We start from the raw sequence: 24800 nt of genomic DNA, 5'->3' as shown, positions 1-24800 counted from the left end.
AACGCCTATTACCCAGCGCACTGCATGCTTGCCCACGCAATCCCTGCACTACCTGTGTTCCGAGCCATGCCAACGGTCTTTTATCCGGGAATTTCAATGAGAGACATCAAGACAATATTGTTGAAGCAAGTGCGCCGTTTGACCCATTCGGGTATCGGTGCCTGCGCTCTGTTATGGACCGCACAGGCTCACGCCGACGGCATGGTGCCCGATACTTCAGTGGTCATCGTCAATGAAGCCAACGGGGAAATCGCTGTCTCAGTGACCAATACCGATAGCAGCCTGGCGCTGCTACACGTCACCCTCGAAGACATTCCCGAAGACACCGAGCCTTTGGTGTTCGTGACGCCACCCTTGGCACGTGTTGAAGCCTCCAGGACGCAGTTGGTGCGCTTCATCCTGCAATCAGAAAAGCCCCTGCTCACCCAGCGTTTGAAGCGGGTGATTTTTGAAGGCATCCCCCAAGGCAAATCTGCTCCCGAAGCCGGGCATGCCCGTGTCGGCGTGACGGTGCGCCAGAACCTGCCGGTCATCCTTCACCCCGCTGGTCTGGCGCCCAACCGCACACCATGGACCGACCTGAAATGGTCGCTGCAGGATGGTCAACTGACCGTACGCAACGAAACACCTTATGTCGTACGCCTTGCTCAGGAAGTGCAACTGTTGCCTGCCGGGAGCGGTGCATTGCTACCGCGAACCTACGTACTGCCTGGAGACCACATCAGCGTTCCGGTCCCCGTAAAGGCTGCCACCCAGGTTCGAATTCATCCCGCGACGGTCTATGGCTTTGCCGTGCCTCCCTATGACGCGCTGCTCGCCCCCTAGAACCGACTCCACCGATAGCGTCGTGCAGGGAAAAGCAGGCGTCGACATTTCAACGTGATGGCCTGTTTTGCCGTCGCCACATGCGTGACGGACGCCGTAGCGGATCAAGTCGGCGCCCAGGCATAACCCAAGTGAGCCTCATGAACACCGTATTGAAATACCGTGATGGCGAAGCCATGCCTGCGATTCGGCCGGCCAGCATGCCCCCACATCTGTCGCGAGTCAGGACCGGCATGGTGTTGCTGCTAAGCAACGTGCTGATAGGGCTTCAAGCCAATGCCGAAGACCTCAATGAGGCTTCGTTGCTGACTTCGTTCGACCAGAAAATGCTGAGTCAACGCGGTATCGACCCCAGTCTCGCTACCCTGCTGCTGGCGGCTCCAAGCTTCACCGCTGGCCGACATCCGATCACCCTTACGGTCAATGGCCTGCGCCGTGGCCGGGCAGACGTCACGTTCAACCAGGAAGGCGCTCCGTGCTTTGACCGTGCCCTGCTCGATGCGGCAAACCTGACCGTGCCACCCACCCCGGCCAACGACAAAGGCTGTTTCGATGTACTCGCCAACTGGCCGCAAGCCCGAATCGAACAGGACCCGGCCAACCTCGGCTTGTCATTGATCGTGCCCACCCAGGCGATACGTCCGGCGGTCCGGGATATCTCTGGTTATCAAACCGGCGGTATCGCCGGATTGTTCAACTACGACGTCAACAGCCTCCACAGCCAATACGGCAATCAATCGAACCGTTACCTCTCGGCCAATACCGAAATCGGGTTCAATGCCGGCGACTGGATTGTGCGCAGTCGTCAGGTGCAGACCTGGCAGAACGATGTGTCCAGCACCACTCACCTGGCGGCCTATGCCCAGCGCACCTTCGCCAGCCATGAGACGGTGCTTCAAGCGGGCCAGATCAATCTCTACAACCCGATACTGGCCGGCGCGCAGATCACTGGCGTCCAGGTCATGACCGAGCAGGCGCTTCAGGTCGAAGGCCAAAGCAATCCCATCGAAGGGATTGCTCGCAGCCAGGCTCAGGTCGAAATTCGCCAGAACGGTTCGCTGATCCACTCGACAGTGGTGCCGGCCGGGCCGTTTTCCCTGAGTAACGTGCGTCGGCTCGACAGTCGCTCCGATGTTGAAGTCACCGTCAAGGAAGCGGATGGCAGCGAGCAGCGCTTCACGGTCCCCGTCGCCATGCTCGGCGTTGGCCTGCCGGCTCCCGGCTTTTCGTTGGCCGCCGGCCAGGTACGCAGTCTCGGCGCGGCACAGAGCGGCGACCCATGGGTGATCAGCGGCGGCTGGAGCGGAGCACTCAACCCGTATGCCCTGCTCAGTGCCGGCGCCACGGGGACCGCCGACTACCGTGCAGCGGGCGCAGGTCTTGGCCTGCTGACGGGGCCCGGCACACAGATCCAGACCACCCTGCAAGCGGCTGACACCAGCACCCGTCAAGCCGACAGAGGGCTTCAGGCCGACCTGAATGTTTCGCAACGCCTGGGTGAGCAGTGGTCGATCACTGCCGGAACTTCGCACCGGACCTTCGGTTATCGCGAGCTGTCGGAGGCCGTGTTCGATACCCAGTCCGAGCGCAGTCAGTCGCGTTACCGTGATCGGCAAAGCCTGTCGCTGGCCTGGTCGACTCCCGGGCTTGGCGCCTTCAGCAGCGGCTTCAGTCGTTCAACGGCATTCGACGGACAAAGCAGCAGCCGCGCCCTGGCATCCTGGGGTACACAGGTCGGCGGCGTGTCGGTGTCAGCCACGGCGCAATGGCAAGTCAGTGGCACCCAACGCAGTGACGACAGCGTTTACCTGAGTTTCAGTATTCCGCTGGGTGAAAATCGTCGGGCGCGCACTTGGGTACGCAGTTCCGCAGGCGAATACCGCAGCGGTGTCGGCTTGAACGAACAGGTCAACGACCAGTTGAGTTACCGGGTCGGCGTCGAGCACGACACCCGCGACAAACAAGTGCAGTCCTCGGCGGGGGTTTCCCTGCTGCCGCGCTACAGCCAATTGGACATGAACTACACCCGTTCCGATGCCGAACGCTCCAGCTACCAGATTGGCGCGCGTGGCGGCGCGGTGCTGCACGGCGACGGTTTGACGTTATCGCCATACGCCGTGCGGGACACCTTCGCGCTGCTTTCGGTAGGCGATACGAGCGCCATCAAAGTCTCGACTCCCAGTGGTCCGGTATGGACCGATTGGCAAGGTCACGCCGTGGTTCCTCAAGTGAGCGCCTATGGTCGCAGCCCGGTTGAAGTCGACACCCGCTCGCTGCCACGCAACCTCGACATCAACAACGGACTGGCCATGGTTTCCGCAGGGCGCGGCGCCGTCGACAAGGTTGAATTCGGTGTCACGTTGACCCGCCGTGCCTTGCTCAAAGTCACCACCGACAACGGCGCCCCCCTGCCCCGTGGCGCGACGGTCAGCACTGCAAACGGCGAGTTCGTCACGCTCGCTCAAGAAGGGGGGTTGGTGTTTCTGCCCAACGCCCTGGACACCCCTGACCTGTGGATAACCGCACCGGGGCTGGAGCGCTGCGAACTGCGTTTCGAACTGCCGGCCAAGGCCAACACCCAGGTGTATTACGAGTCCGCCGCCGCCCAATGCCGGGCTCTTTAAGGATGATCCCATGAAGCTGTCCCACCCTTTGCTGTTAACACTCGGCACGCTGATGTTAAGCGCACTGACGCCACAGGCCCGGGCGCTCGCCGATGAATGCCAGCTCACCCTGAGTCAGTCGGTGCTCGATTACGGCTTGATGAATCGGGCGATCCGCACCAATGCCCCCGGAGAGCGATCCCTGGGCGAGCGCCGCCTGAGCCTGAACCTGAACTGCCCACAACCGACCGACATGACCCTGTTCTACCGCGCCATGGCTGCGACCGCCGAGCGCTTTCGCTTTGCCGAACACGGCAGCTATGCCGTGCTCATGAGTGACGCCGTACTCGATGGGCAACCGGTGGACCTGGGCCTGATTTCCGCCGTCGGCCAGGTACCCGAAGCAGCCGCTTCGAGTGTGCTTTGGCGACCGCAGCAAGCGATCGTTCCGGTTCGCGGTGGAGTGGCAATACAAGGGCAAAGTCTTTCGGCGCAACTGGAACTGACAGCCTGGGCGCAGGAAAAAGCGTCGCAGGTACGTGACGCCGTTGTCTGGGAAACCACCGGCCTGATCGATGCGGTCGCTACGGGACGCTCAAGGGAGATAACCCTGCGCGCCAGTTTTGCGCCCGCCGCGTGCAACGTGGAACTGTCCAATGGCGGCCTGGTGGATTTCGGTCGGTTATCAAAAAACGACCTGAACCCTGACAGGAACACCCGATTGCCACCCAAGGATTTAACCCTGCGGGTCGGTTGCGATGCTCCGACACAATTTGCCCTGGTCATGCATGACAACCGCTCAGGCACAGCGACGGTCAACAGCGAGATTTACTACGGACTGGGTCTGGATAACCGCAGCAACAAGATTGGACTGTATTCACTGAATGTCGATCCCGCCAACGCCAGCGCGGACAGCTTTGCCCGCGTGTATCGAACCGACTCCACCACCCAGGGCGTGGCCTGGAGCACTTCCAGTTCGAACCCCATACCGATCGCCCGGAAAAGCTACCTGGGCTTTACCGACAGCGCCGCCAGCACCACAGGGCCCGCCTCGATCCAGAACCTCACAACCAAGGTGACGGTCGATGCCGTCATTGCCCCCACCGCCAGTCTGGACCTGAGCACCGCCGTTCACCTCGACGGCTCAGCGACGATCGAAATGCTTTACCCATAACACCCACCCGGCCTTGTTGAACCCCAAGTGCAATCACGCGCTCCGGGCCATTCAAGGTCAACAACAGTAGCAAGGATGTTTCACCTATGAAAAAGTACTTCGCAGCACTCGCCACAACGGCACTGATCAGCGCCGCGCCTTTTGCTCTCGCAGCGTCGAGCACTGACCTGACGGTTACAGGCCTCATCACGCCAGTCGCTTGCACACCGACCTTCCCCGGCGGCGGTGTCATTGATATCGGCAAGATCTCGTCAGGAGACCTTAATGAAACCAGCAATACGCTGGTTGGGACACATCCAATTAAACTGGTCGTATCCTGTGATGCTTCAGCCAAGTTCGCACTCAATCCAATTGACAATAAAAACGGCACATCAACTGGTGATTGGTTTGGCCTTGGTCTGACCCCTGCCGACGAACCATTGGGCTTCTTTTTCCCCAAAATCGTGCACGTCAAAGACGCGACAACTTCGCTGGATGCAATCAAATCAGACGACGACGGATCAACCTGGGTGAAAGCAACCGATGCTCAACCCGGATATCTCCTGTCCTTTGCCACTACTGGCGGCACCGCACCGATTGCAACTGAAGTTGTCACCTTTGATTTTGAGGTCGAAACCTACATCGCCCGCGCCGACTCGCTGACCCTGACCGACGAAGTCACCATTGATGGCTCCGCGACGTTCGAAGTGAAATACCTCTAAGGACCAAGACGCTGAACCGTTCGCTGCCTGAATGAACGGGCGGTTCAGCACCTGTACCTTCTTCTCAAAAAGGAATTTATCGATGAAGCGTATCCTTACAGCCCTGACCGCAGCACTGTTGATGAGCACGACGACTGGCGCCCTTGCGGCGTCTCCCAATGCACTATTGGTCAAAGGCACCATCACCCCGGTCGCCTGCACCCCGATTTTTTCCAACAACGGTCTTGTCGACTACGGAAAAATATCCCGGCAGGACCTGAACGTAGACAAAAGGACGCAACTGCATGACCAATTCCTTGACCTCAACATCAGCTGCAACGCTGCGGCCCGTTTCGCATTGATCATGCGGGACAACCGGGAAGGCTCGGCCATCGTCAACAGTGAGATCTATTACGGCCTGAATTTCGACCGCAGCGACAACAGGATTGGTCTGTTTTCGTTGCACTTCGATCCCGCCAGAACCGTAGTGGACGCTTGGCCTGAAGTCTATCGAACCGACTCCACCACTGGAGGGCGAGCGTGGAGTACATCCAGATCCAGCCCCATACCGATTGGCGCCCAAAGCTATCTGGGCTTCACCAATGTGGCGGGCAGCACCGCAGGCCCTGTCGCGATTCAGAACCTGAGCAGTCGGGCCACGCTCGTTACAATCATTGCACCTACCTCAACACTGGACTTGAGTGACGATGCAACACTCGACGGCTCCGCTACCCTGGAGCTTATCTATTTATAGGTGTGCGTCATGGTTGAATTCTTTCACTGCTGACCTGCACATACAGCGCCCGCCCGGCACCGAGGCCGGCGATGATCGCACCCAGGCCGATGACACCGAAAATCCAGCCCACGGCCGTCCAGCCGCCGGTCCAGTCATGCACGATACCGACTGCGAACGGCCCCATGGACGCCAGGGTGTAACCGAAGCCCTGGGCCATGCTCGACAGGTTCGCCGCCACATGGGAATCCCGCGAGCGCAGCACAATCAGGGTCAACGCCAGGCTGAACGTGGCGCCCTGCCCCAACCCGAGTACGATCGCCCAGCCCCACAAGCCTTCTATCGGTGCATACAGGCAACCGAACAGACCGCCGAGCGTCAGGGCCATCACGATCACAATCGCCAGCCGCTGATCCTTGCCACGCGTCGCCAGCCATGGCGCGGCGAGGGAGCTGACCAGTTGCACGATCACCGAACCCGACAGCACCAGCCCGGCCTGGGTCGGAGTCAGACCGCGCCCGATCAGGATTGACGGCAACCAACCGAACACGATGTAGGCCAGGGACGATTGCAACCCCATGTACAAGGTCACCTGCCAGGCCAGCGGGTCACGCAATAGTCCCCGAACGCGGTAGGCGACATGATGCGCTCCGTGTTTCTGGCCGACTTGCGGCAGCCAGAACAGTGCCGCCGCAAAGGCCGGAATGCCCCAGAAGCCGAGACCCACCGCCCAGCTTTTGTCGAAATGCTCGCTCAGCGGCACAGTCGCACCCGCCGCCATCGCCGCGCCCAGGCATAGGGCCATGGTGTAGACGCCGGTCATGGTCCCGGCCTGTTTCGGGAAGTCACGCTTGACGATGCCCGGCAGCAACACGCCGATCACGCCGATGCTGGCACCGGCGAGCACGCTGCCAGCAAACAAGCCGATCTCACCGAACGAACTGCGCAGGATGATCCCGCCCGCCAGTGTCAGCAGAATCCCCAATACCACCCGTTCAGCGCCGAAGCGTCGGGCCAGCACGGGTGCCAACGGCGCAAACAGGCCAAGGCAAAGCACCGGCAACGTGGTCAGCAATCCCGCCGCGGACGCCGACAAGCCAAGGGATTTCGACACCTCACTGAGCATCGGCGCCATGCTCGACAGCGCCGGGCGCAGGTTCAAAGCCACCAGAACCAGGCCCAGCAACAACAGCCACGGCCGGCGCAGAACCGGGTGGGCTTGCTGGACCTGTTCGTCATCGGCCTCGGCGTCGATCAGCAGCTCTTCCAGCTCTGTCGAGCGTTTGGAGGCTGTGGATAACTCACTGCGGTGCATGGACTTCTCGGTTTCAAGGTTCATTGATCAACTGCCTCGACAGGGCTTTGGCCCGTTCCGGGTCGCGTTGTTCGACGGCATCGAGCAACTCGATGTGCAGGTCGAACACTGCCTGGCGGCGCGGGACGATGCTCAGGGTCTGGCGCAACTGCGCGCCGACGATGCTGGAGAAATAGCGATACAACTCGCTGAGGGTCGGGTTGTGCGCGGCGTCCACCAGACGGCGGTGGAACACCAGGTCGCAGGCGATGTAGGTATCGAGATCGCCGTGGTAGTGGCTGCCGCTGACACCCAGCGCCTCGCGCAATGCCAGCAGGTCTTCGTCGGTACGGCGCACCGCCGCCAGGCCAATGGCCTCGACTTCGAGGATGTGCCGGGTTTCCCGGGCCTGTTCAAGGGAGCAACGGGACAGCGCCTTCAAGGTATCGAGCGGATCGATCACCGCGCGCAGGTAACTGCCGTCGCCCTGACGGATTTCGATCAACCCGGAAAACGCCAACACGCGCATGGCTTCGCGCACGGTGTTGCGGCTGATGCCCAGCTCGGCGGACAACTCAGGCTCGGTGGGCAACCGCTGACCCACGGCCCAAACGCCCTGGTTGATACGCAGGCGCAGTTGGTCGAGGGCCTGATCGACCAGGGATCGTTTTACCAATGGGGAGATTTCAGACATGGAGTTCACCCTTTCATCCAATCATAGGATGAATTTCCTGACATGTTAGTCAGCTTCAGCCACCCACACAACCCCCGTAGGAGCTGCCGCAGGCTGCGATCTTTTGATCTTCGTTTTTGAAAAAACAAAATCAAAAGATCGCAGCCTGCGGCAGCTCCTACATGGATGAACACAAAATCGCAGGCAAAAATAAACCCGGAACTCGGTCCGGGTTTATTTCAATGCCTGGGTTCGATCAATGCAGGATCTGGCTCAGGAACAGCTTGGTGCGATCATTCTGCGGGTTATCGAAGAAGTCGTTCGGCGCCGCCTGCTCGACGATTTCACCCTTGTCCATGAAGATCACGCGATTGGCCACGGTGCGGGCGAAGCCCATTTCGTGGGTTACGCAAAGCATGGTCATGCCGTCTTCGGCCAGGCCGATCATGGTGTCGAGTACTTCCTTCACCATCTCCGGGTCGAGCGCCGAAGTCGGTTCGTCGAACAGCATGATTTTCGGTTTCATGCACAGCGCGCGGGCAATCGCCACACGCTGCTGCTGTCCGCCGGACAGTTGCCCCGGGAATTTATGCGCCTGTTCCGGAATGCGTACGCGTTCCAGATAGTGCATGGCAATTTCCTCGGCCTTGCGCTTGGGCATCTTGCGCACCCACATCGGCGCCAGGGTGCAGTTCTGCAAAATGGTCAGGTGCGGGAACAGGTTGAAGTGCTGGAACACCATGCCGACTTCACGGCGGATCGCCTCGATCTGCTTGAGGTCGTTGGTCAGCTCTACGCCATCGACCACGATGCGGCCCTGCTGGTGCTCTTCCAGTCGGTTGAGGCAGCGGATGGTGGTGGACTTGCCGGAACCCGACGGGCCGCACAGCACGATACGTTCGCCCTGCTTGACGTTGAGGTTGATGTCTTTGAGCACGTGGAACTGGCCGTACCACTTGTTTACGCCCTGCATCTGAATAATGCCTTCAGGGCTCACAGGCTTTTTGATTGCTTCGCTCATTGGAGAACTTCCTAAATTAGGTAGCGACTTAGCGCTTGTGGCCTGTGTCGAGCTTGCGTTCCAGATGCATGGAATAGCGCGACATACCAAAACAGAAAATCCAGAACACCAGGGCGGCGAACACATAGCCTTCGGTGGCCATGCCCAGCCATTTCGGATCGGCGGCGGCTTGCTTGACGCTGTTGAGCAGGTCGAACAGGCCGATGATGATCACCAGGCTCGTGTCCTTGAACAGCGCAATGAAGGTGTTGACGATGCCGGGGATCACCAGCTTCAGGGCTTGCGGCAGAATCACCAGGCCCATGCTGCGCCAGTAGCCCAGCCCCATCGCGGCAGCGGCTTCGTACTGACCTTTTGGAATCGCCTGCAGACCACCGCGCACCACCTCGGCCACGTAGGCCGACTGGAACAGGATCACGCCGATCAGCGCCCGCAGCAGCTTGTCGAAGTTCATGCCTTCGGGCAGGAACAGCGGCAGCATCACCGAGGACATGAACAGCACCGTGATCAACGGCACGCCGCGCCAGAATTCGATGAAGGTCACGCAGACCACGCGAATCGCCGGCATGTTCGAACGACGGCCCAGGGCCAGGACAATCCCCAGAGGCAGCGCGCCGGCGATACCGACAGTGGCGATCACCAGGGTCAGCATCAGGCCGCCCCACTGGCTGGTCGCCACGCTGGTCAGGCCAAAAATGCCGCCATTGAGCAGGAAGTAGGCAAAGATCGGGTACAGCACCAGGAAGCCCAGCCCGTACACCGCTTTATGGTGAAAGCGCGAGATGAACAATGGCGCCACGCCGACGATCGCCAGCCACACCGTCAGGTCCACGCGCCAGCGCAGTTCCGGTGGGTAGTAGCCATACATGAACTGGCCGAAACGCTGCTGGATGAACACCCAGCAGGCGCCTTCCTTGGTGCAGTCGGCACGGGTCGTGCCCACCCAGTTGGCGTCGAGAATGGCCCAGCTCAGGATCGGCGGAATCACCAGGTAAATCAGATAAAACGCAAACAGAGTCAGCAAGGTGTTGAGCCAGCTGGAGAACATGTTCGCGCGCATCCACGCCACCACGCCGATGCTGCGGCCCGGTGGAGGCATGTCGGGTTTGAAAGTGTGAGTGCTCATGCGCTTTTCCTTACCGCTCGATCAGCGCAATGCGCTTGTTGTACCAGTTCATCAGCAGGGAAATGCTGATACTGATCGCCAGGTACACGCTCATGGTGATCGCAATCACCTCGATCGCCTGCCCGGTCTGGTTCAGCACCGTACCGGCAAACAGCGAGACCATTTCCGGATAACCGATACCGGCCGCCAGCGAGGAGTTCTTCGCCAGGTTCAGGTATTGGCTGGTCAGCGGTGGAATGATCACGCGCAGGGCTTGCGGGATGATCACCTTGCGCAGGGTCGGACCGTTACGCAGCCCCAGCGAGTGCGCCGCTTCGGTCTGGCCATGGCTGACCGACTTGATGCCCGAGCGCACGATCTCGGCGATAAACGCCGCGGTGTACACAGTCAGGGCCAGGGTCAGCGCCAGCAGTTCCGGGATCAGCACCCAGCCACCGACGAAGTTGAAGCCTTGCAGCTTCGGCATTTCCCAATGCAATGGTGCGCCGAAGATCAGTGCACACAGTGCAGGGATTACCAGGAACATCGCCAGGCCCACCCAGAACTTGTGGAACGGCACACCGGTGGCTTCGAAGCGCTTGGTGGCCCAGCGGCTCATCAGCACGATGGCGACGATCGCCACCACAATGCTCGCCACAAACGGCCAGAAGCCGTCCGCCATCAACGCCGCCGGCATGTTCAGGCCGCGGCTGCTGACGAAGAAGGTGTCGCCGAAGTTATGGCTGTTGCGCGGCCCCGGCATGGTCAGGAACACCGCGAAATACCAGAACAGGATTTGCAGCAGTGGCGGAATATTGCGGAAGACTTCCACATACACCGTCGCTACCTTGCTGATGATCCAGTTCTTCGACAGCCGTGACACGCCGACGATGAACCCGAGGATCGTCGCCAGGATCACGCCGATGAAGGTCACCAGCAGCGTGTTGAGCAGGCCGATGACAAACACTCGGGCATAGGTGTCCGATTCGGTGTAGTCGATCAGGTGTTGAGCGATGCCGAAACCGGCACTGCGCTCCAGAAAGTCAAAACCGGAGGTAATGCCCCGGTGTTGCAGGTTGGTCTGGGTGTTATCGAACAGATACCAGCCCATCGAGACCACCGCCACAATGGTGATGATCTGGAATAGCCACGCACGCACTTTAGGATCGCTGAGGCTGAGCCTCTGCTTTGGTGCGCCGATTGAATTTTGCATGAAGTGCCCCGCAAATAATGGAACAGAACATCACCCGGCGGTTGGCCCACCGGGTGATAGAACCATCAGCGCACTGGTGGTGCGTATTGAATGCCGCCAGCGTTCCACAGAGCGTTCAGCCCGCGGTCGATTTCCAGCGGAGTGCTCTTGCCGAGGTTTTTCTCGAACACTTCGCCGTAGTTACCCACTTGCTTGACGATCTGCACGACCCAGTCTTTCTTCACTTTCAGGTCTTTGCCGTATTCACCGTCGGTACCCAACAGACGGGCTACGTCCGGGTTTTTGGTGCCCTTGGCTTCGGCTTCGACGTTCTTCGAAGTGATGCCGGCTTCTTCAGCGTTGAGCATGGCGAAGCCAGTCCAACGCACGATGGCCAGCCACTCGTCGTCGCCATTACGCACGACCGGGCCCAGAGGCTCCTTGGAAATGGTTTCCGGCAGAACCACGTAGTCCTTCGGCGAAGCGAGCTTGCTGCGCTGGGCGAACAGCTGAGACTTGTCGGAGGTCAGTACGTCGCAACGACCGGATTCCAGCGACTTGGCGCTTTCGTCGGAGGTGTCGAAGGTGATCGGGGTGTATTTCAGGCCGTTGCCGCGGAAGTAGTCGGAAACGTTCAGTTCGGTGGTGGTACCGGCCTGGATGCAGATGGTTGCACCGTCCAGTTCCTTGGCGCTCTTGACGCCCAGCTTGTTGTTTACCAGGAAGCCGATGCCGTCGTAGTAGGTGATGAAGCCAGGGAATTTCAGGCCCATGCCCGCGTCACGGGAGCTGGTCATGGTGGTGTTGCGCGACAGAATATCGATTTCGCCGGATTGCAGCGCGGTGAAGCGCTCCTTGGCGTTCAACTGGCTGAACTTGACCTTGGTCGCGTCGCCGAAGACAGCCGCCGCTACTGCGCGGCAGTAGTCAGCATCGATACCCACGATCTTGCCGGTGGAGTCCGGAACCGAGAAGCCTGGCAGGCCATCGCTGACGCCACACTGCACGAAACCTTTCTTCATCACTGCATCCAGGGTTGCACCCGCCTGGGCAAACCCGCTGACACCGAGCACTGCGGCTGCAGTCACGATAGCCAGGGTGGATTTCAACATCTTCATTCAAACCTCCAGTTTTGCTCTTGTTGTGTCGGAGCGTGAGTCCTGTCGCACCCTTTTGAGGCGTAGTCGACCCGTGTTGGTTTTTTTTGGGGTCAACCGACGTAAGACGTTAGCTATGTGTCTAGTAGGAGAAAATCCACATCATGGAAAACTCACTCTCACCAGTCGGCCGAACGGGCTGTAGCCCTTTCACGTTCGCGAAGCCCCGTAGCGGCCCTTGGCGAACATCCATCACCGGATTCATTGCTATCCCACAGTCGGCAGTACACTGATAGTGTTACCGCCGGGCGCGAGATGTGTTGCACCGCTTCTCCATAGCAAAGCCCGTACCACACCGCCCGCGGAAGCGCTTCAGCTGCAGGTCAATAGCAAAACTTGTACCCTTGCGACATCTTCTTAACGGATCAACCTGACGCGCACTTGGATCACGCACTTAATGAGCGCGCACGCACAACATTGGAGCAGCCATGACCAACCCCTTGATTCTTGAACCCGTCAAGACCGCAGACGCCTGCGTCATCTGGCTGCATGGCCTGGGCGCCGACCGCTATGACTTCCTGCCGGTGGCCGAAGCGCTACAGGAAAGCCTGCTGAGCACCCGCTTCGTTTTGCCCCAGGCACCGAGCCGCACCGTGACCATCAATGGCGGTTACGAGATGCCGAGCTGGTACGACATATTGGCCATGAGCCCGGCGCGCGCAATCAATCGCGAACAACTCGAAGAGTCGGCCAACTGGATCATCGAACTGGTTGAGACGCAGCGCGCCAGCGGAATAGACGCCTCGCGGATTTTTCTGGCAGGTTTTTCCCAGGGCGGTGCCGTGGTGTTCCACACCGCGTTTCTGAAGTGGCAGGGACCACTGGGTGGCGTAGTTGCCCTTTCTACTTATGCACCGACCTTCAGCGATGGACTGGAGTTGTCCGCCAGCCAGCAGCGCATTCCGGTGCTGACGATGCACGGCCAGTATGACGACGTGGTGCAAAACTCGATGGGACGCAGCGCCTACGAGCATTTGAAACTGCGTGGTGTCACCGTGACATGGCAGGAATACCCAATGGGTCACGAAGTGTTACCCGAAGAAATTCGCGACATCGGCGTCTGGCTCGCCGAGCGCTTGCGCTGAGCGTTCAGGATTAAAAGCGCCCTTTGATCCATCCCCCTACGCCGCGCCTGATTCTTGCATTACACTGGCCGGCGTACATTCCTTAACCAATTGATGAGATGACCGTGCTCAAAGCACTCAAGAAAATGTTCGGTAAAAGCGAGACTGAGCAACTCGCGCCAGTTCCCAGCGCTGCGTCTCACGCTCCCGGCCACCGCACCGACGGTAATCAGTCTGAACGGGCCGCCCCCACCGCGCCACCCAAGCATGAGCCGAAGACCGCACAAACTGCCCAGCCTGCGGCGATAACACCCCCGGAACAGCCACGCAGCGAAACGCCGAAACCCGCCAAACCGCGTCGTGAACCCAAGCCGAAGGCGCCGGTCATCCCATGGAAACTCGAAGACTTCGTCGTCGAACCCCAGGAAGGCAAAACCCGCTTCCACGATTTCAAACTCGCCCCTGAGCTGATGCACGCCATCCAGGACCTGGGCTTCCCGTATTGCACGCCGATCCAGGCCCAGGTGCTGGGCTTCACCCTCGCGGGCAAAGACGCCATCGGCCGCGCCCAGACCGGTACCGGCAAAACCGCTGCGTTCCTGATCTCGATCATCACCCAGCTGCTGCAAACCCCGCCGCCGAAAGAGCGCTACATGGGTGAGCCGCGGGCGCTGATCATCGCACCGACCCGCGAACTGGTAGTGCAGATCGCCAAGGACGCCGCCGACCTGACCAAGTACACCGGCCTCAACGTCATGACGTTCGTCGGCGGCATGGACTTCGACAAGCAACTCAAGCACCTCGAAGCCCGCCACTGCGACATCCTCGTGGCCACACCGGGCCGTCTGCTGGACTTCAACCAGCGCGGCGACGTGCATCTGGACATGGTCGAAGTGATGGTACTGGACGAAGCCGATCGCATGCTCGACATGGGCTTCATCCCGCAAGTGCGCCAGATTATTCGCCAGACGCCGCCGAAGTCCGAGCGTCAGACGCTGCTGTTCTCCGCGACCTTCACCGAAGACGTGATGAACCTGGCCAAGCAATGGACCACCGACCCGTCGATCGTCGAGATCGAAGCGCAGAACGTGGCCAGCGAAAACGTCGAGCAGCACATCTACGCGGTGGCCGGTGCCGACAAATACAAACTGCTCTACAACCTGGTCAACGACAATGGTTGGGAGCGGGTGATCGTGTTCGCCAACCGCAAGGATGAAGTGCGACGCATCGAAGAACGCCTGGTGCGCGACGGCATCAACGCCGCGCAACTGTCCGGCGACGTGCCGCAGCATAAGCGCATCAAGACCCTGGAAGGTTTCCGCGAAGGCAAGATCCGCGTACTGGTGGCCACCGACGTGGCCGGCCGCGGCATCCACATCGACGGCATCAGCCACGTGATCAACTTCACCCTTCCGGAAGTGCCGGACGACTACGTGCACCGCATCGGCCGGACCGGTCGTGCTGGCGCCGACGGCGTGTCCATCAGCTTTGCCGGTGAAGACGACTCCTACCAGCTACCGTCCATCGAAGAACTGCTGGGGCGCAAGATCAGCTGTGAAACGCCACCGACGCATCTGTTGCGGGCGGTTGAGCGCAAGCGTCCTCATTAAGCGACGCTGAAAAGACAAGCGCAGCCGGAAACGGACTGCGCTTTTTTTTCGCCCGGCTTTTTTTCAACAGGAGCTTGCTGTAGATATCTAAAAGTCCATAATAGACAAATTAGTTTACTTCCAACTCCGGAGCCGGCCATGTCCAGTACGCCCCAAGTGATCCCCCAAGCCCAGGCTCGCGAGCTACTGGCGCAGGTCGATGTGCCGCAGATCCTGCGCAAACTGTTCCGCGACCTGGCCGCCGGGCAAGCAGTGCAACCGGCGCAGCAACTGGTGGAATTTCCCCAGGGTGCCGGCGACTTCATCAATTACCTGGGCGTGTTGGCCGAAGACGGCGTGTACGGGATCAAGACTTCGCCGTACATCGTCCGTGAACAGGGGCCATTGGTGACGGCGTGGACACTGCTGATGTCGATGCAAACCGGCCAGCCGCTGTTGCTGTGCGATGCGGGTGAGCTGACCACGGCCCGCACCGCCGCGACCACCGCCGTGGCGGTCGATGCCCTCGCGCCGCTCACAGCCAAGCGCCTGGCCATCATCGGCAGCGGCAAAGTGGCCCAGGCGCACCTGCATTACGTGAAAGGCCTGCGCGACTGGCAGAGCATCAGCCTGTATTCGCCGAGCCTGAGCGAAGATGCCGAAACCGTGAGCCTGCTGAAAAACATCGAGCCACGCCTGAACATCGTCGACAGTCGCGAAGCTGCCGTTCAGGACGCCGACGTGATCATGCTCTGCACCTCATCCGCCGGTCCGGTGATCGATCCGTCAAACTTGCACAAACCGGCGCTGATCACCTCCATCAGCACCAACGCGCCACGCGCCCACGAAGTGCCGCCGCAGTGCCTCAACGACATGCAGGTGTTCTGTGACTATCGCCTGACCACCCCGGGCTCGGCCGGTGAAATGCTGATCGCCGCCGAACAGCACGGCTGGGACAAGGGCGCGATTGTCGGCGACCTGCCCGATCTGCTCAGCGGAAAGGTCCTGCGCCCTGATTACGATCGCCATGTGTTTTTCCGCTCCATCGGCCTGGGCCTGGAAGACATTGCGCTGGCCAATGCGATCTATCGCCTGTCGCACTAACACCTCGGCTCCTACGGGGGATCACCATAATTCCGGCATTGTGCTTCACAGGAGACGTTCATGAGCCAGGCAGATTTCATCATCATCGGCGGCGGGATTGCCGGTGCTTCCACGGGTTTCTGGCTGTCGCAGCACGGCCGCGTGATCGTGCTCGAACGCGAATCCCATCCGGCCTATCACTCCACCGGTCGCTCGGCGGCGCTGTACACCGCCGCCTACGGCACCCCACAAGTACGGGCGTTGACCCTGGCCAGCCGGGACTTTTTCGACAACCCGCCCAGCGGTTTCTGCGAACACCCGCTGCTGACCCCGCGTGGCGAAATGACCGTGGACTTCACCGGTGACCCGGACGAGCTGAACAGGCAATACCAGAGCGCAAAAACCACGGTGCCAGAGATGCAATTGCTCGGCGTCGACGAGGCCTGCACACTGGTGCCGATCCTGCGCCGGGAAAAGGTCCACGGCGCCATCTACGACCCGACCGCCAGCGACATCGACACCGATGCCCTGCACCAGGGCTATTTGCGCGGTATCCGCCGCAACCAGGGCGAAGTGCATACCGACAGCGAAGTCGTCAGCCTGAGCCGCGACGGCCAAGGTACATGGCATGTCCAGACCGGCAGCCAGACGTTCAGCGCGCCGATCATCATCAACGCCGCCGGCGCGTGGGCCGACAAGATCGGTGAATTGGCCGGCGCCAAGCCCTTGGGCCTGCAACCGAAACGCCGTGCCGCGTTCATCTTCGCCGGCCCCGAAGGCGTGGACATCCACCATTGGCCGATGCTGGTCAGCCTCGACGAGTCCTTCTACATGAAACCCGACGCCGGGATGTTCCTCGGCTCGCCGGCCAACGCCGACCCGGTCGAACCCCACGACGTACAGCCCGAAGAGCTGGACATTGCCATGGGCATCTACCAGATCGAAGAGGCCACGACCCTGACCATTCGCCGCCCGATCCGCACCTGGGCCGGCCTGCGCAGCTTCGTCAGCGACGGCGACTTGCTGTCTGGCTTCGATCCACAGGTACCGGGGCTGTTCTGGGTCGCGGCACAGGGCGGTTATGGCATCCAGACCTCGCCTGCCATGGGCCAGGCCAGCGCGGCACTGGTGCGCGGTGCAGCGTTGCCCGAGTCACTTGGCCGTTTCGGCCTGAATGCCGAAATGCTCTCCCCTGCCCGCCTCGGCTGATCCTGATCCTCAGGTGACGCGCCCACACGATTACGGCACACTTTCAGAGCCCCTTTGATGGGGCGCTGACGCTGCCTGGAGTTCCACTGTATGAACGCCCCCGAAAAAGACTCGGTCCCGAACACTGCGTCGCTGGATAACTTCCGGGCGATCGCCGATGCCATCGCCACACTGTTCTTTCCCCACGCCGAAGTGGTGCTGCACGACCTGCGTACGCAAAAGGTCGACTACATCGCCAACAACCTGTCCAAACGGGAAATCGGCGACGACTCGGCGCTGGAAGACATGCTCAGCGACGATGTCAGCGAACGAAACATCGGGCCGTACGAAAAGCTCAACTGGGATGGTCAGAAGATTCGCAGCCTCAGCACGGTGCTACGCGACAGCGAGGGTCATCCGTTGGCGGTGCTGTGCATCAACCTGAACATTTCGTTGTTCGAAAATGCCAAGGCCGCTTTGGACCTGTTCCTGTCGCCGACCAAGCTGATCCCGCAACCGGATTCACTGTTTCGCGATGACTGGCAAGAGCGGATCAACACCTTCCTCCACGCCTGGCTGCGCGAACGCCAGCTGAGCCTGAATCTTCTGACCCGCGACCACAAGCGTGAACTGGTGCTGGCGTTGCACGCCGAAGGCGCGTTCAAGGGCAAAAGCGCATCGAACTACGTGGCCAATGTGCTGAACATGGGCCGGGCGACGGTGTACAAGCATTTGAAGGAATTGAAGGGCTGAAAATCAAAAGATCGCAGCCTGCGGCAGCTCCTACAGGAGAATGCGTTCCACTGTAGGAGCTGCCGCAGGCTGCGATCTTTTTGATCAGTCGCCGTAGATATCCGACTTGAAATACTTGTCCGAAATCTTCTGGTACTGACCACTGCTGCGAATGCCATCAATGGCCGTGTTCAGCTCGCTGACCAGTTCGGTATTGCCCTTGCGCACGGCAATCCCGGCACCCTCGCCCACATATTTCGGATCTTTCAGCTCCGGCCCGACAAAGGCGTAACCCTTGCCACGGGGCATCGACAGGAAATCATTGAGCGGAATAGTGTCGGCAAAAATCGCGTCGAGGCGACCAGCGGCCAGGTCCATGTAGATTTCTTCGTTGTTGCTGTAGCGCTTGACGTTGATGCCCTTGGGCTCGAACACCTCTGTGGCGTAACGGTCGGTGGTGGTGGCGCGCTGCACGCCGACGGACTTGCCCTTGAGGCTGGCGTACTGGTCATCCACCACCGCGCCATCCTTCATCACCAGACGCGACGAAGTGAAATAGTACTTGTGGGTGAAGTCCACCGACTTCTTGCGGTCTTCGTTGATGGTCATGGACGACAGCGCCATGTCGATTTTCTTCACTTTCAGGGAAGGAATCAGACCGTCGAACTCACCTTCGACCCACACACACTTGACCTTCATCTGTGCGCACAGGGCGTTGCCGATGTCATAGTCGAAACCGACGATTTCGCCTTTGTCGGTTTTCGAGGCGAACGGCGGGTAAGCGGCTTCAATGCCAATGCGCAAGGTTTTCTCGGCGGCGAATACAGAACTGCACGCCAACAGGCTCAAGGCCAGACCGGTGATGAGGGGGAACTTCTTCATGTTCGTTTTCTCGCGGTTGTTGTTGGTTTGGCAAGACAGAAGAAAAAGCTGAAACGGGTGGAAACCTTTTTTGTACTTATAATTCCATACTGGACTTTTACGTATAAATCGTCAATGAGGCAAATGCAGCCCGTGCAGGCCGGTGGTCGGGTGGTGGTTCATCAAGAATTTTGCTGATGCAGATGACGCCATCGCGAGCAGGCTCGCTCCTACATTTGAACTGTGAACACAGATCTACTGTAGGAGCGAGCCTGCTCGCGATGGCTTAATCAGAGACGCCGCAGAAACTACTGTTTCCAGCGATCCGCCGCCGCATGATCACTGTCACGCCCCTCGACCCAGCGCGGCCCGTCACTGGTGTTTTCTTTCTTCCAGAACGGCGCACGGGTTTTCAGGTAATCCATGACAAAGGCGCAGGCGTCGAATGCCGCCTGACGATGGGCGCTGGCCGCGCCGACGAAGACAATCGGCTCGCCCGGTTCCAGGGCGCCGACGCGGTGCAGCACTTCCAGCTTGAGCAGCGGCCAGCGCTGCTCGGCCTCGATGGCGATCTTGCCGAGGGCCTTTTCGGTCATGCCGGGATAGTGTTCGAGGAACATCCCGGCAACGTCGAGGCCGTCGTTGAAGTCGCGCACATAGCCGACAAAACTCACCACCGCCCCCACGCCGACGTTGGCGTCGTGCATGGCGTTGACCTCGGCACCCGGGTCGAACGGCGTGGACTGCACGCGAATGGCCATGGTTCAGCCTCCGGTCACAGTCGGGAAGAACGCCACTTCATCGCCCTCGCTGACCGGCTCGTCGAGCTGGCAGAGGTCTTCGTTGCGGGCGCACATCAGGTTTTGCTCGCTCAATACCTCGGCACCGTCACGCTGGGCCAACAATGCGCGAACGTCGTCGACGGTGGCGAAATCGCCTTGAACCTTCACCGAGTCCAGCCCCAGCGCTTCACGATAACGGGCGAAAAACTTCACGGTAATGTTCATGACGGCTCTGCCTGGAAATGACCACTCTTGCCGCCGACCTTCTCCAGCAGACGCACGCTTTCGATGGTCATGCCGCGGTCCACGGCCTTGCACATGTCGTAGATGGTCAGCGCGGCGACACTGGCAGCGGTCAGCGCCTCCATCTCGACGCCGGTCTGCCCGGACAGCTTGCAGCGCGCCACGATGCGCACCGAGTCGTCGCCTTCGGCACTGAGCTCGACCTTGACGCCGGTCAGCATCAGCGGATGGCACAGGGGAATCAGATCGCTGGTTTTCTTCGCTGCCTGAATGCCGGCAATGCGCGCCACGGCAAACACATCACCCTTGGGGTGGCCGCCACTGACGATCATCTGCAGGGTTTCGGGCAGCATGCGCACCAGCGCTTGGGCGGTCGCCTCACGGAACGTCACGGCTTTTTCAGTGACGTCGACCATGTTGGCGCGACCTTGGGAATCGAGATGAGTCAGCACGGGATTACTCCTGATCAGGAGCGTCGATTGTAAACCTGCAGGTCAATTTTCCGCACGCACGATTGTCGGCCCACCACAGTCCCTGTAGGAGCGAGCTTGCTCGCGATGCTGTGTCAGTCTACGCAGCGTTGCCTGATCCACCTTCGTGAGCAAGCTCGCTCCTACAGAGAATTTGTGTCGGGCATAAAAAATCGGGCGGCTGTAGGGCCACCCGCTTCCGGTGGACAGTTACAAATGCGATTCCTTATTAGTGTTTAAAAACACCGATGGACGCCATGCCCAAGAACAAATAAATGTAACAAAACCCTACTGCAAATTCGTTTTTTTGACGTTACCGAACAGCTTAAATTTGTGCACCAACCAATAATTCACTGATTACTTTATAATAAATCTCGACGTAAGAACTCTCCGTAGGCTCGTAACCATGACCTGCTGTGAAACTCCCTACAACTGAATGATTGACCGAGTTACTCATTCGATAAAAACTGACCAGCAAAACTAACGACTCTACAAATTTCAGTACAGAGGTATCACGTAATGTTTTTTCCTGCTGACCTCTGGCAGGAGCTCAACGGGGAAGGCCCTACCCGTTAACCACAGTTGGCACATGGGAGGCTAGTCATGTCAGCGCGGACAATTTACTCAGGAAAACGCATCGTAATCTCTCATTGTCGGGACTGTGACATCCCTGGCTACATGATTATTTCTCTTAAGCGGGACATATCAAGACTCGAAGAACTAAGTTCGGCGGAGAGTGCTGAACTGATGAAAGGCTTGGCATTTACGGAGCGAGCCTTAAACACGCTATTTTCTCCTGAAAAAATATACATAATGCGTATTTCCGAGCTCAATCATGAACTGCATTTTCATATTTTCCCCAGGTATGCCTCCGTGACCCAGTTATATTTGGCGGAACACAATGAACGCATTATTGATGGCCCCTTCTTTTTCAGCTGGACGCGAAAAAAGTTCAGTAGCTCACAGCCTGAGCCCACCCAAGAGGTATTGGACGCTCAATCAATTCTGACGGAAACCCTCAAGGGCTATTTTTCGCAATCTCTGTAAACAAGACTGCTTTCGCCCTCAGGTTTTGCAGAAATACATTCATCGGTATTGGGTCTGCCCAGAGGCACGGCCTTTTCGTCACGTACAAAAAACCGGGCGACCTCGCGGCTGCCCGGTTCCGGTGGACAGTTACAAATGCGATTCGGCGTATTCGGCCAGGATCGAGCGTGGTACCCCTTGCAAGGTGATGTGCACCCCGTTCGGGAAGTCCTTGAAGCGTTCAGTGAGATAGGTCAGCCCGGAGCTGGTCGCGGACAGGTAAGGGGTGTCGATCTGTGCCAGGTTGCCCAGGCACACCACTTTGGAACCGGCGCCGGCACGGGTGATGATGGTTTTCATCTGGTGCGGCGTGAGGTTCTGGCATTCATCGATCAAAATCAGGCTCTGCTGGAAGCTGCGGCCCCGGATGTAGTTGAGGGATTTGAACTGCAACGGCACTTTGCTGAGGATGTAGTCGACGCTGCCATGGGTACTTTCGTCATCCATGTGCAAGGCTTCGAGGTTGTCGGTGATGGCGCCCAGCCACGGCTCCATTTTTTCCGCCTCGGTGCCGGGCAGGAAGCCGATTTCCTGGTCCAGGCCCTGCACGCTACGGGTGGCGATGATGCGGCGATAACGTTTGCTGACCATGGTCTGCTCGATCGCAGCGGCCAGCGCCAGGATGGTTTTACCCGAACCCGCCGCACCCGACAGGTTGACCAGGTGGATGTCCGGATCGAGCAAGGCGTACAGCGCCAGGCTCTGATAGATATCACGCGGCTTGAGGCCCCAGGCTTCCTGGTGCAGCAGCGGTTCCTGGTGCAGGTCGAGGATCAGCAAGCGGTCTACTTCGATCTCCTTGATCCAGCCGACAAAGCCCTGCTCATCAATGATGAATTCATTGACGTGCACCGCCGGCAGGTTGTCGATCAATTGCACCTGATGCCAGGTGCGGCCGTGGTCCTGGCGGGTTTCGACCTTGCTCACGCGGTCCCAGAAGGAGCCGGTCATGTTGTGGTAGCCGTTGGGCAGCAAGGACACGTCGTCGACCAGTTGGTCGGTGCTGTAGTCCTCGGCCTCGATCCCGCAGGCGCGCGCCTTGAGGCGCATGTTGATGTCTTTGGTGACCAGCACCACGGGTTTTTTCGGGTCGCGCGCGTGCAGGTCGATCAGTTGGTTGATGATTCTGTTGTCGTTCAGGTGCTCGGGCAGAATCAGATTCGGCTCGGCATTCCTGATCATCAGAATTGACAGCAAACCCTTGGGTCCGCTTTTGCCACGCTGGATCGGCACACCCTGCTCGACGTCCTCGGGTGAGGCATCGCCCAGGGTCTTGTCGATCAGGCGGATGGCCTGGCGGCATTCGGCGGCAACGCTGTGATGCCCGCTCTTGAGCTTGTCGAGCTCTTCAAGCACGGTCATCGGGATCGCGACGTGGTGTTCTTCGAAGTTGAGCAGCGCGTTTGGATCGTGAATCAATACGTTGGTATCGAGTACATACAGGATTGGCTGGTTGGAAGAAGAGCTACGTCCGTGATCATCCATACTCGGTCACCTTTGTGGGAGCCAGTCGACGCAATACCTTGGCGGTGCTGCGCCTCGAAGGGCCGCCGAATCTTACCTGCGAAGACTCAAGTGACTGCAAACAAACGGGTCTTGGGAGACGCCACCTGTGTTGCAGGTTTCGGCGGTCTGTCTTCGTAATACTCCAAAACGTGTGACAGAAAAAAGTACTTTGACGCTTTTTTGAAGTTTATTTTTCAGAATGACCAATAGCACTTGGCGGACTGCCATCACCCGTTTACAGTCATAAGTCGACCTGCAACGAATCCCCTTCCAAAATCGCCAAAAACCCGATGTTTACGGGGTTTTGTCGTTTTCAGCGAAACGCATCCTGGCAATCTTCCCAGCCGATTCCGACAGGCGCCGTTTGTGTTACCAGCCACGGCAACGCCGTTTTCACCCCATCCTGCTTCACATTGAAATTGATCACCCCGTGCCGCCACAGCAGCATCAGGGTCAGCACCCGTTGCGCACTCGGGTTGCCCTTGAGTTTGCCGGCGCCGTCCTGGGCGTCGATGTCCCACAGCGCGACCTGCACCCCCTGAGCCTTGAAGAAGCCTTCGGCATCGGAACGGCGCTGGCCATCCGGTGGACGGAACAGTGGCACGTAGTTCTCCGGCAGCTTGCTCTTGACCAGTTCGGCGCTGCGGCGCACCGAGTCCTGCCAGTCCTGCCAGTGGCTGTGGGAACGGAACTCCCAGCCTTGTACGCCAATGCACTGGGTCGAGTAGGTCGCTTGCAGGTTGCTTACCGAATGCTCGGCCAAACGGCCCTGGATGTCCTTGCCGAGGACGAAGAATGTCCCGCTCATGTTCGATTTGCGCAGGTACTCGGTGACCCAGGCGGTATTGTCCGGGGCGGCATTGGCAGCGCTGTCGAAAGTCAGCAGAAACAGCCGGTCATGCATCTCGTCGCCGGTGCGCTCATAGTCGCCAAAACGATCGACTTCGCTGCTGGTTTGCGGGAACAGCGCGGCCTTGCGCAACTGCTCGTCCAGGTATTGGGTGTGAAACACACGGCTCGGCTCGGCCCACTTGATGTAGTAACTGTCTGCGCTGACCTGGAACCTGGCGGCCTGTTCGTGCAGGGTCGGCATGTCTTCGACCAGAAAACAGAAGGAGGCATCCTGGTCGCAGCTCTGTTGGGCGAAGTTGTAGTTAACCAGCAGCCGTTGCCACAGACGCTGGCGAACCCGGTTAACCGATTCCAGATTGATCGTGCGCAGGCCCAGGCGTTGGGCCAGGGCGGGTTCATCCAGCGACTCGCTAGCCAACAGCACACTGGAAAACATGAGGATCTCGGCCCTCGACGCCACGTCGAACAGTGTCGGGTTGCCGAGTTTTTCTGGCCAGGTGCTGCGATCGAGCGTCGCCACATCGCCCGGTGCCGCGAGGGCGCCGAAGCTCAGTAGGCAGATCGAGATGAGAAAAGCGATGCGCAATGGGATGTCTCCATAACAAAACCCGCGCGGCACTATAGCTGATAAGGCACCCACTCCTCCTGAGGCATGAATGCTTTCTGTGGCGAGGGAGCTTGCTCCCGCTGGGCTGCGAAGCAGACCTAAACCTGTCATCACATTCCTTCAGCCAGACCCCGACTACCGGTTTTGCGACCGCTTCGCGCTCGAGCGGGAGCAAGCTCCCTCGCCACAGAAGCCCATCCAGGCAAAATCCGTGCTCCATCGGCCATCACCTATGGACGCCATAGCTGGAGTCAACGAGGACAACCCCCTAGAATCGCCG

General features: G+C 59.4%; 23 protein-coding genes. 11 read left to right on the top strand and 12 right to left on the bottom strand.

The genetic code is table 11. The features are described from left to right. Positions 1–96: 96 nt before the first annotated feature. The 5 genes from KW849_RS00930 (at position 97) to KW849_RS00910 (ending at position 6036) form a co-directional block, all read left to right on the top strand. Positions 97–825 (top strand): fimbria/pilus chaperone family protein, encoded by a 729-nt coding sequence (locus KW849_RS00930; protein ID WP_218426849.1) that lies wholly within the window; start codon positions 97–99, stop codon positions 823–825. A 140-nt stretch (positions 826–965) separates the two neighbouring features. Then, a complete protein-coding gene (locus KW849_RS00925; RefSeq protein WP_218426847.1) occupies positions 966–3449 on the top strand; it encodes a fimbria/pilus outer membrane usher protein in 2484 nt (827 codons plus the stop codon). A gap of 10 nt (positions 3450–3459) precedes the next feature. Then, the gene (locus KW849_RS00920; protein WP_218426845.1) at positions 3460–4602 is read left to right on the top strand and encodes a DUF1120 domain-containing protein; all 1143 of its coding nucleotides are present in this window, start codon (positions 3460–3462) and stop codon (positions 4600–4602) included. Between the two features lie 86 nt (positions 4603–4688). Beyond that, positions 4689–5303, top strand: a complete 615-nt coding sequence (locus KW849_RS00915) for a DUF1120 domain-containing protein (RefSeq protein WP_218426843.1) — start codon at positions 4689–4691, stop codon at positions 5301–5303. Positions 5304–5385: 82 nt separating this feature from the next. Next, positions 5386–6036, top strand: a complete 651-nt coding sequence (locus KW849_RS00910) for a DUF1120 domain-containing protein (RefSeq protein WP_218426841.1) — start codon at positions 5386–5388, stop codon at positions 6034–6036. A 7-nt stretch (positions 6037–6043) separates the two neighbouring features. Here the strand turns inward: KW849_RS00910 and KW849_RS00905 are convergent, their stop codons facing one another. From KW849_RS00905 to KW849_RS00880, 6 genes are all read right to left on the bottom strand, one after another. Then, positions 6044–7354: a CynX/NimT family MFS transporter gene (locus KW849_RS00905; protein ID WP_218426839.1), complete on the bottom strand. Its 1311-nt coding sequence runs from the start codon at positions 7352–7354 to the stop codon at positions 6044–6046. Next, on the bottom strand, positions 7344–8003 hold the full coding sequence (locus tag KW849_RS00900; protein ID WP_218426836.1) for a FadR/GntR family transcriptional regulator: 660 nt from the start codon (positions 8001–8003) through the stop codon (positions 7344–7346). Before KW849_RS00900 ends, KW849_RS00905 begins: the two co-directional genes overlap by 11 nt. A 235-nt stretch (positions 8004–8238) precedes the next feature. After that, a complete protein-coding gene (locus KW849_RS00895) occupies positions 8239–9003 on the bottom strand; it encodes an amino acid ABC transporter ATP-binding protein (RefSeq protein ID WP_108214965.1) in 765 nt (254 codons plus the stop codon). Between the two features lie 28 nt (positions 9004–9031). Continuing rightward, a complete protein-coding gene (locus KW849_RS00890; RefSeq protein WP_218426834.1) occupies positions 9032–10129 on the bottom strand; it encodes an amino acid ABC transporter permease in 1098 nt (365 codons plus the stop codon). A 10-nt stretch (positions 10130–10139) separates the two neighbouring features. Further along, positions 10140–11321, bottom strand: coding sequence for an amino acid ABC transporter permease (locus tag KW849_RS00885; protein ID WP_218426832.1), 1182 nt, complete (start codon positions 11319–11321; stop codon positions 10140–10142). Between the two features lie 65 nt (positions 11322–11386). Further along, positions 11387–12418: an amino acid ABC transporter substrate-binding protein gene (locus tag KW849_RS00880; protein ID WP_108214962.1), complete on the bottom strand. Its 1032-nt coding sequence runs from the start codon at positions 12416–12418 to the stop codon at positions 11387–11389. A 467-nt stretch (positions 12419–12885) separates the two neighbouring features. Here KW849_RS00880 and KW849_RS00875 point away from each other — a divergent pair, with 467 nt between their 5' ends. The 5 genes from KW849_RS00875 (at position 12886) to KW849_RS00855 (ending at position 18134) form a co-directional block, all read left to right on the top strand. After that, complete coding sequence (locus KW849_RS00875; protein ID WP_218426830.1) at positions 12886–13542, top strand: alpha/beta hydrolase; 657 nt, start codon at positions 12886–12888, stop codon at positions 13540–13542. Between the two features lie 98 nt (positions 13543–13640). Continuing rightward, positions 13641–15131: an ATP-dependent RNA helicase RhlB gene (rhlB, locus tag KW849_RS00870; protein WP_218426828.1), complete on the top strand. Its 1491-nt coding sequence runs from the start codon at positions 13641–13643 to the stop codon at positions 15129–15131. Positions 15132–15269: 138 nt separating this feature from the next. Beyond that, positions 15270–16214, top strand: coding sequence for an ornithine cyclodeaminase family protein (locus KW849_RS00865; protein ID WP_218426826.1), 945 nt, complete (start codon positions 15270–15272; stop codon positions 16212–16214). Between the two features lie 60 nt (positions 16215–16274). Then, positions 16275–17402, top strand: a complete 1128-nt coding sequence (locus KW849_RS00860) for an FAD-binding oxidoreductase (protein ID WP_218426823.1) — start codon at positions 16275–16277, stop codon at positions 17400–17402. Between the two features lie 90 nt (positions 17403–17492). Beyond that, positions 17493–18134 carry a transcriptional regulator gene (locus KW849_RS00855; protein WP_108214957.1) on the top strand — a complete coding sequence of 214 codons (642 nt, stop codon included), beginning with the start codon at positions 17493–17495 and terminating at the stop codon, positions 18132–18134. Positions 18135–18218: 84 nt separating this feature from the next. Here KW849_RS00855 and KW849_RS00850 read toward each other — a convergent pair whose 3' ends face one another. The 4 genes from KW849_RS00850 to moaC form a co-directional block, all read right to left on the bottom strand. Beyond that, positions 18219–18995 carry an ABC transporter substrate-binding protein gene (locus KW849_RS00850; protein ID WP_218426821.1) on the bottom strand — a complete coding sequence of 259 codons (777 nt, stop codon included), beginning with the start codon at positions 18993–18995 and terminating at the stop codon, positions 18219–18221. Between the two features lie 287 nt (positions 18996–19282). Continuing rightward, positions 19283–19735, bottom strand: coding sequence for a molybdopterin synthase catalytic subunit MoaE (gene moaE, locus KW849_RS00845; protein WP_218426819.1), 453 nt, complete (start codon positions 19733–19735; stop codon positions 19283–19285). 3 nt (positions 19736–19738) lie between these two features. Then, positions 19739–19981 carry a molybdopterin converting factor subunit 1 gene (gene moaD, locus KW849_RS00840; RefSeq protein WP_218426817.1) on the bottom strand — a complete coding sequence of 81 codons (243 nt, stop codon included), beginning with the start codon at positions 19979–19981 and terminating at the stop codon, positions 19739–19741. Then, entirely contained in the window at positions 19978–20451 is a 474-nt protein-coding gene (gene moaC / locus KW849_RS00835) for a cyclic pyranopterin monophosphate synthase MoaC (RefSeq protein WP_218426815.1), read from the bottom strand. The genes moaD and moaC overlap by 4 nt, the downstream gene beginning before the upstream one ends. Before the next feature lie 621 nt (positions 20452–21072). On the opposite strand from moaC, the gene KW849_RS00830 reads away from it, so the two are divergent. Next, positions 21073–21516, top strand: coding sequence for an HIT family protein (locus KW849_RS00830; RefSeq protein ID WP_218426813.1), 444 nt, complete (start codon positions 21073–21075; stop codon positions 21514–21516). A gap of 129 nt (positions 21517–21645) precedes the next feature. Here the strand turns inward: KW849_RS00830 and KW849_RS00825 are convergent, their stop codons facing one another. Beyond that, positions 21646–23040 carry a PhoH family protein gene (locus KW849_RS00825; RefSeq protein ID WP_218426811.1) on the bottom strand — a complete coding sequence of 465 codons (1395 nt, stop codon included), beginning with the start codon at positions 23038–23040 and terminating at the stop codon, positions 21646–21648. A gap of 334 nt (positions 23041–23374) precedes the next feature. Continuing rightward, entirely contained in the window at positions 23375–24499 is a 1125-nt protein-coding gene (locus tag KW849_RS00820) for a polysaccharide deacetylase family protein (protein WP_218426808.1), read from the bottom strand. Between the last annotated feature and the right edge of the window lie 301 nt (positions 24500–24800).

Source organism: Pseudomonas sp. PDM26 (genome assembly GCF_019219185.1).
Taxonomy (GTDB): domain Bacteria; phylum Pseudomonadota; class Gammaproteobacteria; order Pseudomonadales; family Pseudomonadaceae; genus Aquipseudomonas.
The sequence above is the reverse complement of the archived record's forward strand: the minus strand, read 5'-3'. Positions and strand labels throughout refer to the sequence as shown.

Bases quoted from the DNA above. Each gene is read 5' to 3' on its own strand.
- KW849_RS00930 (WP_218426849.1), top strand. From the start codon at position 97: ATGAGAGACATCAAGACAATATTGTTGAAGCAAGTGCGCCGTTTGACC.
- KW849_RS00925 (WP_218426847.1), top strand. From the start codon at position 966: ATGAACACCGTATTGAAATACCGTGATGGCGAAGCCATGCCTGCGATT.
- KW849_RS00920 (WP_218426845.1), top strand. From the start codon at position 3,460: ATGAAGCTGTCCCACCCTTTGCTGTTAACACTCGGCACGCTGATGTTA.
- KW849_RS00915 (WP_218426843.1), top strand. From the start codon at position 4,689: ATGAAAAAGTACTTCGCAGCACTCGCCACAACGGCACTGATCAGCGCC.
- KW849_RS00910 (WP_218426841.1), top strand. From the start codon at position 5,386: ATGAAGCGTATCCTTACAGCCCTGACCGCAGCACTGTTGATGAGCACG.
- KW849_RS00905 (WP_218426839.1), bottom strand. From the start codon at position 7,354: ATGAACCTTGAAACCGAGAAGTCCATGCACCGCAGTGAGTTATCCACA.
- KW849_RS00900 (WP_218426836.1), bottom strand. From the start codon at position 8,003: ATGTCTGAAATCTCCCCATTGGTAAAACGATCCCTGGTCGATCAGGCC.
- KW849_RS00895 (WP_108214965.1), bottom strand. From the start codon at position 9,003: ATGAGCGAAGCAATCAAAAAGCCTGTGAGCCCTGAAGGCATTATTCAG.
- KW849_RS00890 (WP_218426834.1), bottom strand. From the start codon at position 10,129: ATGAGCACTCACACTTTCAAACCCGACATGCCTCCACCGGGCCGCAGC.
- KW849_RS00885 (WP_218426832.1), bottom strand. From the start codon at position 11,321: ATGCAAAATTCAATCGGCGCACCAAAGCAGAGGCTCAGCCTCAGCGAT.
- KW849_RS00880 (WP_108214962.1), bottom strand. From the start codon at position 12,418: ATGAAGATGTTGAAATCCACCCTGGCTATCGTGACTGCAGCCGCAGTG.
- KW849_RS00875 (WP_218426830.1), top strand. From the start codon at position 12,886: ATGACCAACCCCTTGATTCTTGAACCCGTCAAGACCGCAGACGCCTGC.
- rhlB (WP_218426828.1), top strand. From the start codon at position 13,641: ATGACCGTGCTCAAAGCACTCAAGAAAATGTTCGGTAAAAGCGAGACT.
- KW849_RS00865 (WP_218426826.1), top strand. From the start codon at position 15,270: ATGTCCAGTACGCCCCAAGTGATCCCCCAAGCCCAGGCTCGCGAGCTA.
- KW849_RS00860 (WP_218426823.1), top strand. From the start codon at position 16,275: ATGAGCCAGGCAGATTTCATCATCATCGGCGGCGGGATTGCCGGTGCT.
- KW849_RS00855 (WP_108214957.1), top strand. From the start codon at position 17,493: ATGAACGCCCCCGAAAAAGACTCGGTCCCGAACACTGCGTCGCTGGAT.
- KW849_RS00850 (WP_218426821.1), bottom strand. From the start codon at position 18,995: ATGAAGAAGTTCCCCCTCATCACCGGTCTGGCCTTGAGCCTGTTGGCG.
- moaE (WP_218426819.1), bottom strand. From the start codon at position 19,735: ATGGCCATTCGCGTGCAGTCCACGCCGTTCGACCCGGGTGCCGAGGTC.
- moaD (WP_218426817.1), bottom strand. From the start codon at position 19,981: ATGAACATTACCGTGAAGTTTTTCGCCCGTTATCGTGAAGCGCTGGGG.
- KW849_RS00830 (WP_218426813.1), top strand. From the start codon at position 21,073: ATGTCAGCGCGGACAATTTACTCAGGAAAACGCATCGTAATCTCTCAT.
- KW849_RS00825 (WP_218426811.1), bottom strand. From the start codon at position 23,040: ATGGATGATCACGGACGTAGCTCTTCTTCCAACCAGCCAATCCTGTAT.